The sequence below is a fragment of the Vibrio sp. CCUG 15886 genome, assembly GCF_028570825.1.
GTDB classification, from domain to species: Bacteria; Pseudomonadota; Gammaproteobacteria; order Enterobacterales; family Vibrionaceae; genus Vibrio; species Vibrio vulnificus_B.
The window spans coordinates 36,393-51,298 of the sequence record NZ_JAQQBT010000007.1; the positions used below are offsets into that span (position 1 = coordinate 36,393).

16 protein-coding genes are annotated in these 14,906 nt (G+C 46.1%); 10 read left to right on the forward strand and 6 right to left on the reverse strand.

Annotated features, from left to right (window positions below; genetic code table 11):
• The first annotated feature begins 33 nt into the window (after window positions 1-33).
• The 9 genes from PQQ36_RS14085 (at window position 34) to PQQ36_RS14125 (ending at window position 8,823) form a co-directional block, all read left to right on the forward strand.
• Window positions 34-492, forward strand: coding sequence for a DUF3305 domain-containing protein (locus PQQ36_RS14085; RefSeq protein WP_273661732.1), 459 nt, complete (start codon window positions 34-36; stop codon window positions 490-492).
• Window positions 482-1,069: a DUF3306 domain-containing protein gene (locus tag PQQ36_RS14090; protein ID WP_045596896.1), complete on the forward strand. Its 588-nt coding sequence runs from the start codon at window positions 482-484 to the stop codon at window positions 1,067-1,069. The genes PQQ36_RS14085 and PQQ36_RS14090 overlap by 11 nt, the downstream gene beginning before the upstream one ends.
• A gap of 229 nt (window positions 1,070-1,298) precedes the next feature.
• On the forward strand, window positions 1,299-2,957 hold the full coding sequence (locus PQQ36_RS14095; protein ID WP_273661733.1) for a 4Fe-4S dicluster domain-containing protein: 1,659 nt from the start codon (window positions 1,299-1,301) through the stop codon (window positions 2,955-2,957).
• A gap of 9 nt (window positions 2,958-2,966) precedes the next feature.
• Window positions 2,967-3,587: a TorD/DmsD family molecular chaperone gene (locus PQQ36_RS14100; RefSeq protein ID WP_045620662.1), complete on the forward strand. Its 621-nt coding sequence runs from the start codon at window positions 2,967-2,969 to the stop codon at window positions 3,585-3,587.
• 62 nt (window positions 3,588-3,649) lie between these two features.
• Complete coding sequence (locus tag PQQ36_RS14105; RefSeq protein WP_011080438.1) at window positions 3,650-3,850, forward strand: twin-arginine translocation signal domain-containing protein; 201 nt, start codon at window positions 3,650-3,652, stop codon at window positions 3,848-3,850.
• 12 nt (window positions 3,851-3,862) lie between these two features.
• Window positions 3,863-6,718 carry a formate dehydrogenase subunit alpha gene (locus PQQ36_RS14110; protein ID WP_039553724.1) on the forward strand — a complete coding sequence of 952 codons (2,856 nt, stop codon included), beginning with the start codon at window positions 3,863-3,865 and terminating at the stop codon, window positions 6,716-6,718.
• An 11-nt stretch (window positions 6,719-6,729) separates the two neighbouring features.
• The gene (gene fdh3B, locus PQQ36_RS14115) at window positions 6,730-7,338 is read left to right on the forward strand and encodes a formate dehydrogenase FDH3 subunit beta (RefSeq protein WP_011150292.1); all 609 of its coding nucleotides are present in this window, start codon (window positions 6,730-6,732) and stop codon (window positions 7,336-7,338) included.
• A 14-nt stretch (window positions 7,339-7,352) separates the two neighbouring features.
• Entirely contained in the window at window positions 7,353-8,411 is a 1,059-nt protein-coding gene (locus tag PQQ36_RS14120) for a formate dehydrogenase subunit gamma (RefSeq protein WP_011080441.1), read from the forward strand.
• Window positions 8,395-8,823 carry a membrane protein gene (locus PQQ36_RS14125; RefSeq protein WP_011080442.1) on the forward strand — a complete coding sequence of 143 codons (429 nt, stop codon included), beginning with the start codon at window positions 8,395-8,397 and terminating at the stop codon, window positions 8,821-8,823. Before PQQ36_RS14120 ends, PQQ36_RS14125 begins: the two co-directional genes overlap by 17 nt.
• A 50-nt stretch (window positions 8,824-8,873) precedes the next feature.
• Here the strand turns inward: PQQ36_RS14125 and PQQ36_RS14130 are convergent, their stop codons facing one another.
• The 6 genes from PQQ36_RS14130 to PQQ36_RS14155 all read right to left on the reverse strand — a co-directional run bounded on the left by PQQ36_RS14130 (window position 8,874) and on the right by PQQ36_RS14155 (window position 13,166).
• Entirely contained in the window at window positions 8,874-9,770 is an 897-nt protein-coding gene (locus tag PQQ36_RS14130) for a hypothetical protein (protein WP_273661734.1), read from the reverse strand.
• Between the two features lie 21 nt (window positions 9,771-9,791).
• Entirely contained in the window at window positions 9,792-9,989 is a 198-nt protein-coding gene (locus PQQ36_RS14135; protein WP_273661735.1) for a hypothetical protein, read from the reverse strand.
• Between the two features lie 384 nt (window positions 9,990-10,373).
• Window positions 10,374-10,979: a chromosome partitioning protein ParA gene (locus tag PQQ36_RS14140; RefSeq protein ID WP_065090433.1), complete on the reverse strand. Its 606-nt coding sequence runs from the start codon at window positions 10,977-10,979 to the stop codon at window positions 10,374-10,376.
• 129 nt (window positions 10,980-11,108) lie between these two features.
• Window positions 11,109-11,714, reverse strand: coding sequence for a chromosome partitioning protein ParA (locus PQQ36_RS14145; RefSeq protein ID WP_273661736.1), 606 nt, complete (start codon window positions 11,712-11,714; stop codon window positions 11,109-11,111).
• A gap of 129 nt (window positions 11,715-11,843) precedes the next feature.
• Window positions 11,844-12,431, reverse strand: a complete 588-nt coding sequence (locus PQQ36_RS14150; RefSeq protein ID WP_273661737.1) for a chromosome partitioning protein ParA — start codon at window positions 12,429-12,431, stop codon at window positions 11,844-11,846.
• 129 nt (window positions 12,432-12,560) lie between these two features.
• Window positions 12,561-13,166, reverse strand: coding sequence for a hypothetical protein (locus PQQ36_RS14155; RefSeq protein ID WP_045596899.1), 606 nt, complete (start codon window positions 13,164-13,166; stop codon window positions 12,561-12,563).
• 419 nt (window positions 13,167-13,585) lie between these two features.
• Between PQQ36_RS14155 and PQQ36_RS14160 the strand changes: the two genes are divergently transcribed.
• Window positions 13,586-14,806, forward strand: coding sequence for an ammonium transporter (locus tag PQQ36_RS14160; protein ID WP_061058527.1), 1,221 nt, complete (start codon window positions 13,586-13,588; stop codon window positions 14,804-14,806).
• The last annotated feature ends 100 nt before the right edge of the window (window positions 14,807-14,906 follow it).

Genomic DNA, 14,906 nt, shown 5'->3' on the forward strand with positions numbered 1-14,906 from the left:
AAGGCAATCGCATAGCAACATGATGGGTGGACCATGTCAAATTCAATAGACACACAAAGTAATATAGAAAAAAATGAATACCTTTGGCCTATAGGCTGCAACCTCGTTGCCCATGAAATTGCCACTGGTATTTGGGTGACCACACAGTGGCAGTTAACGGGTTTTGAGTTGAAGCCAGAAAGCCACCATAGCCATGTCGTCACGCTTCAGTTGTTCCGTGACGAGCGAACCGACTACCGTTTTAACTTGAGTTCTCAAAACCCGAAACTCTTCGTTGTGCTTGAAAACGTAGAGGAAACGCCAAAGATCACAACCATCTCGGCATCACAATCGGTGGCTGGCCAGTATATGGATGGCGACTATTTAGTGCTTTCTTGTGAGATGCCATTGCCAATTCAGGCATGGATGGAAGCGTTTATCGGCCGTCATGGCGAGTTATTAGAAGAGCGCCGCAAGAAACGCAAAGGTGCGGGGCGAGCAAGTGGCAACTGATTTTTTCTCTCGCTGGTCCTCTCGTAAGTTAGCGGGAGAGACGCAAAAGCAGCCAAAACAAAGCGATGAAGATATCGCAGCGCACTCATCGCTCACCGATGAGCAGAAAAACGCTGTCGAAGAAGACCACGTGTTACTCTCAGAGCTGCCATTGGGTGAAAAAGAGGGTGCTGATGAGCTGACGGAGCAAGAACCTACTATTTCAGCGCTGTTGGCTAGTGAAGCGACGCAAGAAGTTAAAAAGGCGGCACTGCGTAAGCTTTTCCACAGTGAAGAGTTTAACGTGGTTGATAGGCTCAATGATTACGATCACGACTACAAGTCTTCTATTGGCGCTCTTGCGCCCAATGTGGCACAGAACTTAAGAGAATGGATGAAGCCAGTAGAGGAAGCGTTGACTGAGGCCGAGCCTGAAAGAGCACCTTGCACATCGGATGGTTCAGTAGCCGTTGATAACGATGAAAGTATTGAGGCGAACAGCGACACGCTAACGCAATCTGAGACTCAAGCCCTGACTTTATCTCAATCCGATCTTCCTGCAAATGAAACGCTAGATGAGACAAAAGATCCCACATAAAAAATAGGTACATTTTGACGCGGGATGGGAAAATTCAATTGGGACAAAATGTCCCAATTGAATTTCTCGTCATCGATAGTGCTATAAAACCCAACAAATCCTACGCTAACCGACTGAATAATAAGCGTATAAAAGTTGGTATAGCACTTGCTAATGCTCCACAACAATAACTGAATTATCAGTATGACCTGCCAATCCTTCGCAGTGTTGGCCAGTGTGGAACAGAGCAATGATAAAACAACTATTACAGCAATCGACTTCAACCAATGGCAAAGCGCGACTCTATGCGTTTGAAAACACCGTTGAGTTGGGGAATCTGATACCGCCTACCGTGAGCTATGAAAGCGGTGGTAATACACTCATCGTCGGCCCTAGTGCCATTATTCAAAGTGCAGCCGCACAATTGAGTCAAATGACTTCGCTAACTTTGCTTTCAACCGATGGCGAGAAAGGCGATGCGCAAATCTATTACGCCGATTCCGTTCAGTTGAGTGGTTTTTTGGGTACCTTTACGGTGCTGGTTGAAAACCAAGGCCAACGTTTGAATCTGGCGAAGGTGGCCATCAATCACGATGTTTTTGATGTGGTTCTGGATTTGTCACTCAACGGCCTCATGTCGGAAGAGGTGCCGGTCCCTGGCTATTATCCTGTTGGGCGTGGCTATCCAAAACTAACGGATGCCCTGCAAGAAATTCCAACCTTAATGGGCACGTTCGATAAGCCAAAATATTTCCGCTTAGATACCGATCTGTGTGCGCACAGTTCCCGTGGCGTCAAAGGTTGTGAGCGTTGTGTTGACGCGTGCCCAGCAGGCGCACTCACTAGCCAAGGATCTGACAAAACTGGCCATCATATTGAAATCAATCCTTATCTCTGCCAAGGGGTGGGGACGTGTGCCACCAGTTGTCCGACAGAAGCAATTCATTACGCATTGCCTAATCCGCAAGAGACACAAAAGTTCATAGAAAGAACGCTGGCGAACTATGAAAGCGTTGGTGGTGTGGACCCCATTATCCTGATTTGCAGCGAACGTCATGAAATGTACAACGTCATGGCACTCAAGGTGCTACCCGACAATGTGATTCCGATTGTGGTGGAAGATCTGCCCTCTGTCGGCATCGATAGTTGGTTTGCTGCGCTCGTTAATGGTGCAACGCAAGTCTTGTTTGCTGCAAGTCGCCGCATGCCCGCAACGATTCAGCGCGTATTGAACAGCGAAGTCGCGATCGCACAAGAGTTACTTGGTCAATTAGGCATTGCGAAAGAGTGCATCGATATTCTCTATCTCGAATCATTGATGGAAGGTGCACCAGTCCTCTGTACTGAACATTTCGATCTTGCTCTTGGCGATTTGCAAGGCAACAAACGCCAACGATTATTTACTGCACTCGATGCGCTTGCAACCTCGCGTGTACCAGTAGAAAACACGGTCGCTCTATCCAGTCATGCTCCCTATGGCGCCGTGTCTTGTGCAACGACGGGCTGTACCTTGTGCATGAGTTGTGTGGCGGTTTGTCCGACTCGCGCTTTGCACACCGATGGAGAAAGCCCTTCGCTTCAATTTGTCGAGCAAGATTGCGTGCAATGCGGTTTGTGCACCAAAGCCTGTCCTGAGCAAGTGCTGACACTGACTCCTCGTATGAACTGGGATAAAGAGAGCCGACAAGCGGCGGTGGTCATCCATCAGGAAAAAGCGGCGGAATGCTTGCGTTGTCATAAGCCTTTCGCGCCTCAGTCCATGATCACTATGCTACAAGATAAGTTACGTGGTCACTCTCACTTTACGAATGATGCAGCGCTTAATCGCATCGCAATGTGTGAAGACTGCCGTGTCATCGATGTTTTTGAATCGATGGCGGTAAACCCAGAAAACCAACTGAATTACTAGGGCACACGAATGGATATCCAACCAGAATCGTCATTAAGAGCCGATATTTATTTGCTGCTATCGACGCTATTTCGCCAAGCTCCATCTCCAGCATTGCTTGAGCTATTGACGTTGTTAGACACCGTAGCGGATGGCAGTGAAATGCAAAATGCGTGGTTGCAATTGAAAGCGGCCGCGAACCGTTATTCCGACACAGAGCTTGAAGAAGAGTACCAACAACTTTTTATCGGGATTGGTCGTGGGGAAGTGGTGCCATTTGCCTCTTGGCACCTCACGGGTTCTTTGATGGAAAAACCACTGGCCGAGATCCGTACCGATCTTGCTCGCCTTGGCTTTGAACGCCAAGAGCATGTCAAAGAGCCGGAAGATCATATTTCAGCCTTATGTGAAGTGATGGCGGCGCTGATGGAACAGACCGATGCGCAGCAACAGGCGTTTTTCAACCGCCACCTTGCGACTTGGTATGTTTCCCTCACCAAGCAAATCGATCAAGCCGAACACGCCGGATTTTACTTGGCGGTTAGCCAATTGCTCGGCGCATTTTTCAACCTGGAAAAAGTGCGTTTAACGAAAATCACGCCGGACAACAAAACCAAATTAAAAATTGAGATTAAAAACTTGGCGGATTAGCCAAGCGATCTCTTTTAGAGAGGCTTAAGCCTCCAAAAATCTACCTGACAGGTAAGGAAGCAATGATGAAAGAAAAAAATGAGATTAACGAAAGCCGTCGTGACCTTTTGAAAGGTATCGCCACGGCAGCAGTAGCAGGCGCCGTCGTTGCTGGCACCACACAAGTGGCCTCAGCCTCAGAAGTTACTCCTGTAGAAAAACAGGCGAAGAAAAAGGGATATCACGAAACTCAGCATATCCGCGACTATTACGAAACTCTGTAGGAGCCATCGTCAATGAAACTAATTAAACGCTCAGACAGCGTCACGAAAGAGCAAAAACAGCTTGGCATTAGCCGTCGTGTATTTATGCGCAATAGTTCACTCGCTGCTGGTGGCGCGATTGCCGGTGCAAGCATGTTTGCGCCAGGAATGATCCGTAAAGCGGAAGCGAAAAGTGTCGATGCGAGCGCACCTATCGAAGTAAAACGCACCATCTGTTCTCACTGTTCTGTGGGCTGTGGTATTTATGCAGAAGTGCAAAACGGTGTTTGGACGGGTCAAGAGCCGGCTTTTGATCACCCATTTAACGCTGGTGGTCACTGTGCCAAAGGCGCGGCATTACGCGAACACGGCCATGGCGAACGTCGCTTAAAGTACCCAATGAAGTTGGAAAACGGTAAGTGGAAAAAACTTTCGTGGGATCAAGCGATCGAAGAGATCGGCAACAAAGTATTGGAAATTCGTGAGCAATCCGGCCCGGATTCTGTCTACTGGCTGGGCAGTGCCAAGCACAATAACGAGCAAGCGTACACCTTCCGTAAAATGGCATCGATGTGGGGCACCAACAACGTCGATCACCAAGCGCGTATCTGTCACTCCACCACGGTTGCCGGGGTAGCGAACACCTGGGGTTACGGCGCGATGACCAACTCTTTCAACGACATGCACAACTGTAAGTCGATGTTGTTCATTGGTTCAAACCCTGCCGAAGCGCACCCAGTTGCCATGCAGCACATCCTCATCGCCAAAGAGAAAAACAGCTGTAAGATCGTCGTCGCGGATCCTCGTCGCACACGCACGGCAGCAAAAGCGGATCACTATGTTTCTCTGCGCCCAGGTACCGATGTCGCGTTTATATGGGGCGTGTTGTGGCATGTATTCAATAACAAATGGGAAGACAAAGAGTTCATTCGCCAACGCGTATTTGGCATGGACGAGATTCGCGCTGAAGTGGCGAAATGGAACCCGAAAGAAGTTGAGCGTGTTACCGGTGTAAGCGAAGAAGACGTTTACCAAACAGCGAAACTGCTTTCTGATCATCGTCCGGGTTGTATCGTTTGGTGTATGGGCGGTACTCAGCACACCACGGGTAACAACAACACGCGTGCCTACTGCGTGCTTGAACTGGCGCTGGGCAACTTAGGTAAATCCGGTGGCGGTGCGAACATTTTCCGTGGTCACGATAACGTGCAAGGCGCAACAGACCTTGGTGTGTTGTCACATACACTTCCGGGTTACTACGGCTTGGCTGAAGGCTCATGGAAACATTGGGCGAAAGTGTGGGGCATCGATTTCGACTGGTTGAAAAACCGCTTTGACCAGAACAAATACAACGGCAAACAGCCGATGTTCAACATGGGTATTCCTGTGTCTCGTTGGATCGATGGTGTGCTGGAAAACAAAGACAGTATCGAACAAAACGACAACATTCGTGCCATGTTCTATTGGGGCCACGCGGTTAACTCGCAAACCCGCGGCGTAGAAATGAAGAAGGCGATGGAAAAACTCGACATGATGGTGATTGTCGACCCATATCCAACCGTCGCAGCCGTCATGAACGATCGCACCGATGGTGTCTATTTGCTTCCTGCAACAACTCAGTTTGAAACGCATGGCAGTGTGACGGCGTCAAACCGTTCCATCCAGTGGCGCGATCAAGTGATCGAACCGCTGTTTGAATCAAAACCCGATCATGAAATCATGTATCTATTGACCAAAAAGCTGGGTTTTGCTGATCAACTGTTTAAAAACGTTCGCGTTGTTAACAATCAACCCGTGATTGAAGACATCACTCGTGAGTTCAACAAAGGGATGTGGACCATTGGTTACACTGGCCAAAGCCCTGAACGCTTAAAAGCACACCAACAAAATTGGCACACCTTCCACAAAACTACGTTGGAAGCAGAAGGCGGACCGGCGAATGGTGAAACCTACGGTTTACCGTGGCCATGCTGGGGCACTCCCGAAATGAAGCACCCGGGAACCCACATTCTTTACGACACATCGAAACCTGTTGCACAGGGTGGTGGTACCTTCCGTACACGTTTCGGCGTTGAGTTTGAAGGCAAGAGTCTGCTGGCCGATGGCAGCTACTCGAAAGACAGTGACATTCAAGATGGCTACCCAGAGTTCAGTGACAAACTACTAAAACAACTGGGTTGGTGGGACGATCTGACTGCAGAAGAGAAAGCGCTCGCGGAAGGTAAAAACTGGAAAACCGACCTTTCAGGGGGTATTCAGCGTGTTGCCATCAAGCATGGCTGTATTCCTTTTGGTAACGGTAAAGCACGGACTATCGTGTGGGAGTTCCCAGACCGTGTGCCACTGCATCGCGAGCCGCTTTACACGCCGCGTCGTGATTTGATTGCCGATTACCCAACATGGGATGACGCGGCTTCAATCTACCGTCTACCAACTCTGTATAAGTCAATTCAAGACCAAGATAAGTCGCAAGAGTATCCAATCATCCTCACTTCTGGCCGCTTGGTGGAATACGAAGGCGGCGGTGAAGAAACCCGTTCGAACCCTTGGTTGGCGGAGCTGCAACAAGAGATGTTCGTGGAAGTAAACCCGAAAGACGCCAACGATTTGGGCTTTAAAGATGGCGACATGGTTTGGGTTGAAGGGGCAGAGAAAGGCCGTATTCATGTTAAAGCCATGGTGACACGCCGTGTTAGACCAGGAATGGCATTCATTCCATTCCACTTTGGCGGCAAGTTCCAAGGTGAAGACTTACGCAATAAGTACCCAGAAGGTACTGATCCGTACGTGATTGGTGAATCAGCAAACATCGCCACCACCTACGGTTACGATCCTGTCACTCAGATGCAGGAAACCAAAGTCACCCTCTGTAACATTCGTAAAGCGTAAGGAGTCTTGAAATGGCTAGAATGAAATTCCTCTGCGACACCAAACGCTGCATCGAATGCAACGGCTGTGTGACCGCTTGTAAAAATGAAAACGACGACGCATTAGAGTGGGGCATTCAGCGCCGCCGCGTTGTTACCTTGAACGATGGTGAACCGGGCGAAAACTCCATCTCAGTGGCCTGTATGCACTGTACCGATGCCCCTTGTATGGCGGTTTGTCCTGCAGACTGTTTTGAACATACCGAAGATGGCATTGTGCTCCACAACAAAGATCTGTGTATTGGTTGTGGTTACTGCCTGTTTGCTTGCCCATTTGGTGCGCCTCAGTTCCCGAAACAAGCCTCATTTGGCGAGCGTGGCAAAATGGACAAATGCACCTTCTGCGCCGGTGGTCCAAACACCGAACCGGGCTCAGAAGAAGAGCGTCAGAAGTATGGTGCCAACCGTATCGCAGAAGGCAAACTGCCAATGTGTGCTTCGCTGTGTTCAACTAAGGCCCTCTTGGCGGGTGATGCAGAGAAAATCTCCGATATCTTCCGTCAACGTGTCGTGGAACGTGGTGCAAAAGAAGCCGGTTGGACCAACGGTGAAGATCTATCCTACGATGCAACTCGCAGCTAAGTTTGGAGAGAGTCATGTTACAAGCGCTTAAACGTGGTTCTCTTGCAGTACTGTCTTTTTGGACAGTACTGCTGTTGACCTTAAGCTTTACCACGGTGGCACAAGAAAAAGAGAACTCTGTCGATCAAACGGAAATGACGCAATTAGCCGGGGCCGATTTTTGGCGTCAAGTCAGGGCAGGTGAGGCGGGTTACACCACGTCGACCTTTCCTGAGCATGGCGTGCTTATCAGTACCCCAGGTCAAACTTGGTATCTGTTAAAAGAAAAATGGATGTCGCCTGCCGGAGCAATCGCTATTTTTGGCAGCATTGCTATGGTGATCATGGCGTATGTGTTTGTTGGTCCTTTGATGCTCAGCAAACCTCGCACAGGGAAAAAGATCAAACGCTGGTCACGATGGGATCGTGCGCTTCACTGGAGCATGGCGTTTACCTTTCTCACCCTTGCGTTTAGCGGTTTGATGTTGGTGTATGGTAAGCACTTCTTAAAACCTTACGTTCCTTCTGAAATTTGGGGTTTTGTTATTCTGCTTGCCAAGCAATACCACAACTACATGGGGCCATTATTCTTCATTTTGCTGACCTTTATCTTGCTGAAATGGTGGCGTAAATCCATTCCAACAATGACGGATGTACGTTGGTTTATGAAGCTCGGTGGCATGGTAGGCAAACACAAAGGCACCCATCCATCGGCAGGTTTTTCTAACGGTGGTGAGAAAGCGATCTACTGGTTATTGATTTTCTTTGGTGTGTTTGTCGCGGCCAGTGGACTGATCCTAGATTTCCCTATTTTCGGTCAAACACGCCGTGATATGGAACTTTCTAACCTTGTGCACATGATTTCGGCTTTGATCCTTATCTGTGGATTTATCTTCCATATCTACATTGGCTTGTTTGGCATGGAAGGGGCACTCGAAGGCATGGTGACCGGTGAAGTGGATGAAACATGGGCTAAAGAACATCATGATTTGTGGTATGCAGAAATGATGGAGAAAGAGCAGCAGAGCGGCTCTCAACCCTCTAGCACCAACGAGCAAGCGAAGGTAGGAGGTCATCGTGAACAAACCTCATAAGGGTATTTGGATTGCTTACATCCTCAGCTGTTTAACACCATTTACTTTCTTACTCTCTGGTGTTATCGCGATTGTTTATGCAGGGTATCGATTGGATAAAAACCAAGATGGTGACGTTGTTAATTCACACTACTATGGATTAATTCGAACCTTCTTCCTTTATCTCACGTTTTTCGTTGTCTTGATCGTCACCGTAGCAACCTCGAACGGTGTACTGGTCGGCGTCAGTGAATACTGGGTCAACAGTACGGTTTTGGACAATGTACTCAACAGCGTTGCCTACGCGATTCCCTACGTGGGTATGCTGTTTGCAGCGCTAGCGATATTGGTTTGGTTCTTGCGCATGTACCAAGGCATGGTTCAGCTAAGCAACAATCAACCGCATAGACCATCGACAGGTCCAAACTTATAGAAAAGAGCAAACCGAGAAATAGCAAAATCCCCTCAACTGAGGGGATTTTCTCAATGTCCTCCGCAATGATGCGAGATTTTTTGTGCACTCAATTCATACGTACCAGTAAGCTGCTCGGTTTTAAGGTACCGTTTTTCATCATCGCTATACCCAGATTGTATCGCTACCAGTTCACTGAAAGACCCAGTACCAGCACACTTAAGGTACCCACCTTCTCTGTGCGGGCTGACATCTCTGTCATCAATATCATACTCTCGTCCAAATCGATCGGTAACCACGAGTTTAGCGGTAAGATCGAGGGGTGCTTCAAGATCGTAAATGCCTGCAATTTCACCCAACAGAAAAGACCCCGCTGGCGGAATAGCAAGGCATTCTTGCACTTGAAGGTGATACGGCTGTTGGCTATCAGGTATGGTGAGCGGCATAAGTATAGGATTCTTCTTGGAGACAACAAGTTCTCTCTCACTAATGATATAAGGACTACCAGCATCTTCAACCGCTCGATAGTAGTTACCACATGATCCATAGAAATCGAAAAAATAATCTACGTTCGATAAGTCACAATAGTCCCTGCTTTCTAAACTGTCGACAAAGGCAATTTTCGGTGGACGATGCGCTTTCAAGTAGTTTTCTGAGTATTCGAAGCGAATATCAAATAGGTAATCTTCCATTGCTGGAGATTTGACGCTATCCAGCGCTTTGTCTACCGCGTCTTTGATCATCTGTTTGGTTTGTTGATTGGTAAGATATATTTCCACAAATCCATGTCCCAAACTATCTTTATTACTTGTCGGAATACTTATGTTTGGAAACGGTACTGAACCAATTCCAGTAAAGTTCAATCCGTTTATGACATGATCTTTGTCCGATAGAATGTAGTCGCCGTTAAGCGTCGGAGAAGCGGGGGCAATATGGATAACTTTAATATTCGTTTCATCATAGCCCAAACGCTGATTGACATAATGGAATTACTCATTTACCCAAAGGTTGCCCTGTGAATGGGCCAAATAAATCAGTTTTTTACCTTGCCAAGTCTGTGAGTCATTACGAAGACGATGTTTCATTCGAACCTCGTCAGTGTTGATATCACTCCCCGCCAAAGACGCCAAACCTTCCAAAAACTCATGAATAATCTCGTTGATACCTCGGCTTAAGGTATCATTCACGAAGGCAAGGAAACCTTTTACTAGTGAGTCAATTTTTTTAATGATTGGGCTGTTATTTCTACCGCTTACGACATCCCAAAAAGCTTCCCATCGCTCAAACTGCTTTTGCTCGAGCTCGTTAGTTCGTTGATCGAATGTCTCAGCAAAGTCGGCTAGTATTCTTTGTAATTGGAGTCGTTGTAGAACAGAGCGTATTCAACCGGTTGACCTCGATATTGTTGGATGGCAAGAGTATTTATTATTTTACTTAACCCTAGTTTTGCGTCCCTTCGTGACGTGACTACACCATTAAAAAAACCAATAGTATAACCATCGACTTTACAGTTGTTAGAATACGCATAAGTAGGAAGAAGGGATAACGATAAAGACCAAAACAAAATATGTTTATTCACAATACGTTGCCTCTGGGGCTAACATTACTGATGTACTACCATTTAACAATCGATTGTAAGACAAGAACGCTAACGTTCTCTTTTTCGTATTGTAGGTCAAACTCATCAATAGCCTTGACGAATTGATTATGTCATCTACCTCTACGCCCACGAACTCATAACATGCAAGTGCTCGGTCGAATTTTTTCGATATTTCAGTTGCTTTACTTACACTTGATTCCGTTTTGTCACTAAAATCGTAAGAAATGTTCTCTTGAGCGCTTCTCGCATCCTGCTTTAAAGCCTTACGAACAGGCTCTGTTACTTCTAACACATCAATAAACGCTTCGATATCATCTCGAATGCCATCTTGGTTAGTATCTGGTCCTGTCAACGAGTCAGAGCGATCTAACAAAGGCTCATAGCGTTCATAAATCACCGTTAGCTGGTCGTTAATGGTTTTCTGACTCTTTAGTGTTGCAATAAGCTCATCTGTTTTTTCAATTTGAATGGATGGCGTTGCCGTAGCTGGGGAAGGTGATGTAGAGCGGCTTTCGCCGGATGAGTTACAACCAGCAACGCTGGCTACAACTAGCATTGTAATAAGAGTGCGTGTCATTGTTATGCCTCAAGTAAACTAAGAGGCATGTAGTGTAAGTGGATGATTTTTATAATGATAATTATGATTTTCTATAAGGGAATTAGAATTCGTTATTAACTAATTGAAGGCACAGTTGGTGCCAACTTCTCACTCACAATATTTTTCCTCTGGAGAAAGCAGTGTTCCCCCAGAGCCATTGAGTAATCGATTATAGGCAAGAAAAGCAAGTGTGCGTTCCTTAGTATTGTAGGTTAAGGCAGTGATCGTCCTAGACGTTTGAGTAATATCCCTTGCTTGAACTCCAACAAATTCATAACACGCGATAACTTTAAAATCTTCTTTTGCTATTTCAAGCGCTTTGTGTTCATTTTCCTCTGTGTTATCACTAAAGTCATAGTGGAGATTTTCTTGAGTGCTTCTTGCGTCCTTTTTGAGAGCCTTACGAACGGGCTCTGTTACTTCTAACACATCAATAAACGCTTCGATATCATCTCGAATGCCATCTTGGTTAGTATCTGGTCCTGTCAACGAGTCAGAGCGATCTAACAAGGGCTCATAGCGCTCATAAATCACCATTAGCTGGTCGTTAATGGTTTTCTGGCTCTTTAGTGTTGCAATAAGCTCATCTGTTTTTTCAATTTGGATGGATGGCGTTGCCGTAGCTGGGGAAGGTGATGTAGAGCGGCTTTCGCCGGATGAGTTACAACCAGCAATGCTGGCTACAACTAGCATTGTAATAAGAGTGCGTGTCATTGTTATGCCTCAAGTAAACTAAGAAGCATGTAGTGTAAGTAGATGATTTTAATAATGATAATTATGATTTTCTATAAGGGAATTAGAATTCGTTATTAACTAATTGAAGGCACAGTTGGTGCCAACTTCTCACTCACAATATTTGGCCTCTGAATTCAGCAGTGTTCCCCCAGAGCCATTGAGCAGTCGATTGTATGACAGATAGGCTAAAGTTCGAGCTTTTGTGTTGTAAATTAGCGCAGTAATTGTTCTAGATGTATTCGTTATATCTCTAACCGGGATTCCTACATAGTCCTTACACGCTAACACTTTATAATTTTTTTTGGCAATTCTAAGCGCTCGGTCAGTAGCTTCGTCACTTGGAGCGCTAAAGTCATAGTATAAGTTTTCTTGTGTAAATCTCGCATCCTGCTTTAGAGCATTACGAACAGACTCTGTTACTTCTAACGCATCAATAAACGCTTCTACGTCATCTCGAATGCCATCTTGGTTAGTATCTGGTCCTGTCAACGAGTCAGAGCGATCTAACAAGGGCTCATAGCGCTCATAAATCACCATTAGCTGGTCGTTAATGGTTTTCTGGCTCTTTAGTGTTGCAATAAGCTCATCTGTTTTTTCAATTTGAATGGATGGCGTTGCCGTAGAGCGGCTATCGCCGGATGAGTTACAACCAGCAATGCTGGCTACAACTAGCATTGTAATTAAAGTACGTGTCATTGTTATGCCTCAAGTAAACTAAGAAGCATGTAGTGTAAGTAGACGATTTTAATAATGATAATTATGATTTTCTATAAGGAAATTAGAATTCGTTATTAACTAATTGAAGGCACAGTTGGTGCCAACTTCTCACTCACAATATTTTTCCTCTGGAGAAAGCAGCGTAGAGCCAGTGCCGCTCAACAATCTGTTATATGCTAAGTAAGCTAAAGTTCTTGCCTTTGTGTTATACGTTAACGCTCTAACTGTTCGAGAAATTTGCGTACTATCCTCAACGGGAACTTTTAAATAGTCATAGCAAGCAAGAACCTTGTTATACTTCTCGGATATCTTATAAGAAAGCCTTTCATTTTCATCAGTGGCACTTTCAAAGTCGTGGCTGATAGCTTCTTGGCTATACCGAGCTTTTTGCTTAAGTACATTACGAACAGGCTCTGCTACTTCTAACGCATCAATAAACGCTTCGATATCATCTCGAATACCATCCTGGTTAGTATCTGGTCCTGTCAACGAGTCAGAGCGATCTAACAAGGGCTCATAGCGCTCATAAATCACCATTAGCTGGTCGTTAATGGTTTTCTGGCTCTTTAGTGTTGCAATAAGCTCATCTGTTTTTTCAATTTGGATGGATGGCGTTGCCGTAGCTGGGGAAGGTGATGTAGAGCGGCTTTCGCCGGATGAGTAACAACCAGCAATGCTGGCTACAACTAGCATTGTCATTAGAGTACGTGTCATTGTTATGCCTCAAGTAAACTAAGAAGCATGTAGTGTAAGTAGTTGATTTTAATAATGATAATTATGATTTTCTATACCGTTATTAGTAGGTGTTATCGTGTTTGTATCAAAGCCAAATGATGGCATTTAACGTGAACCGATTGTTGTTGCACGCGCAAGGTGCGCTTTCTTTTGGTGCAACTGAACTAATAAAGTGCACATTTGCTTCAATTCAAGTTCTATCCCGAGCTAAGTATCGCTCTGCTAGTGAAATAAATTACGTATATTCAATTGGATAGAATTTATTTATCAAATTGATAATTGTTGGAATGCTCCTTGCTCTATCTCACATTCGACGTATTTTCTCACCAACATGGTGATATCAAACTTTACTGATGCACAGGATAAGTGCACTACAAAAATAACGGAGAGATCGAATAATGAGCGATACTGCCAGTCAGGTTCACGGAGCCGTTCAAACCCTGACACAAAGTTCAGACACCTTATTTTTATTGCTTGGCGCTATCATGGTGTTCCTTATGCACGCCGGATTCGCTTTCTTAGAAGTTGGAACGGTGAGACATAAAAACCAAGTTAATGCCCTGGTTAAAATCTTAGCGGATTTTGGCATTTCCACTTTGGCGTACTTCTTTATCGGCTATTGGGTCGCCTATGGGGCGCATTTTTTTGCCGATGCGGAAACGTTAGCTCAAGGTAACGGCTATGAGTTGGTGAAGTTCTTTTTCTTGCTAACCTTTGCCGCAGCCATTCCTGCCATTGTTTCGGGGGGCATTGCCGAGCGAGCGCGTTTTTATCCCGTTTTGATTGCGACATTCTTCACCGTGGGGCTTGTCTATCCTCTGTTTGAGGGCATTATTTGGAACGGAAATTTCGGTGTTCAAGCTTGGTTTGAAGCCACCTTTGGTGTCGGTTTCCATGATTTCGCAGGATCTGTGGTTGTGCATGGTGTCGGAGGATGGATTGCACTGGTTGCGGTGATTTTCTTAGGCATGCGCCGAGGACGTGTGCGTGCAGGGAAACACACTAACTTTGCCCCTTCAAATATTCCTTTTCTCGCCTTAGGAGCGTGGATCCTGTGCGTCGGTTGGTTTGGGTTTAACGTGATGTCTGCACAAACACTGAATGGCATCAGTGGTTTGGTTGCAATGAACTCACTGATGGCGATGGCGGGCGGGATTGTTGCCGCGCTCATCGCTGGCAAAAATGACCCGGGCTTTATTCACAACGGACCGCTCGCAGGATTGGTCGCTGTGTGTGCAGGATCGGATCTCATGCATCCTCTTGGTGCTCTGGTGACGGGTTCGGTCGCCGGTGTTCTGTTTGTTTACTTGTTTACCTACTTGCAAAACAAAACCAAAATTGATGATGTGTTAGGTGTTTGGCCACTTCATGGTGTCTGTGGCGCTTGGGGCGGGATTTCAGCTGGCATCTTTGGCCAATCCTCACTCGGTGGGCTAGGGGGCGTCAGTTTCACCGTTCAGCTCTTGGGAACGCTTTTGGGCATTTCGGTTGCTCTGATTGGCGCTGGTATTGTCTATGGTGCGATTAACCGCCTCAGCGGCTTGCGACTCTCTCAAGAAGATGAATTTAATGGCGCCGACTTAGCGATTCATAAGATCTCTTCAGTTAACGCTGAATAGAATCAAACGACTTATAAGGGCGACGGAATTGCGTCGCTCTTTTCTCTCCATTTTTGCCTTATCTCTCAAAACCGTATCTTACTCCGAATATTTAAGACTA

What these genes read in the sequence shown, in the direction of transcription:
- PQQ36_RS14085 (WP_273661732.1), top strand. Translation starts at nt 34, where the DNA reads ATGTCAAATTCAATAGACACACAAAGTAATATAGAAAAAAATGAATAC.
- PQQ36_RS14095 (WP_273661733.1), top strand. Translation starts at nt 1,299, where the DNA reads ATGATAAAACAACTATTACAGCAATCGACTTCAACCAATGGCAAAGCG.
- PQQ36_RS14100 (WP_045620662.1), top strand. Translation starts at nt 2,967, where the DNA reads ATGGATATCCAACCAGAATCGTCATTAAGAGCCGATATTTATTTGCTG.
- PQQ36_RS14105 (WP_011080438.1), top strand. Translation starts at nt 3,650, where the DNA reads ATGATGAAAGAAAAAAATGAGATTAACGAAAGCCGTCGTGACCTTTTG.
- PQQ36_RS14110 (WP_039553724.1), top strand. Translation starts at nt 3,863, where the DNA reads ATGAAACTAATTAAACGCTCAGACAGCGTCACGAAAGAGCAAAAACAG.
- fdh3B (WP_011150292.1), top strand. Translation starts at nt 6,730, where the DNA reads ATGGCTAGAATGAAATTCCTCTGCGACACCAAACGCTGCATCGAATGC.
- PQQ36_RS14120 (WP_011080441.1), top strand. Translation starts at nt 7,353, where the DNA reads ATGTTACAAGCGCTTAAACGTGGTTCTCTTGCAGTACTGTCTTTTTGG.
- PQQ36_RS14140 (WP_065090433.1), bottom strand. Translation starts at nt 10,979, where the DNA reads ATGACACGCACTCTTATTACAATGCTAGTTGTAGCCAGCGTTGCTGGT.
- PQQ36_RS14145 (WP_273661736.1), bottom strand. Translation starts at nt 11,714, where the DNA reads ATGACACGCACTCTTATTACAATGCTAGTTGTAGCCAGCATTGCTGGT.
- PQQ36_RS14150 (WP_273661737.1), bottom strand. Translation starts at nt 12,431, where the DNA reads ATGACACGTACTTTAATTACAATGCTAGTTGTAGCCAGCATTGCTGGT.
- PQQ36_RS14155 (WP_045596899.1), bottom strand. Translation starts at nt 13,166, where the DNA reads ATGACACGTACTCTAATGACAATGCTAGTTGTAGCCAGCATTGCTGGT.
- PQQ36_RS14160 (WP_061058527.1), top strand. Translation starts at nt 13,586, where the DNA reads ATGAGCGATACTGCCAGTCAGGTTCACGGAGCCGTTCAAACCCTGACA.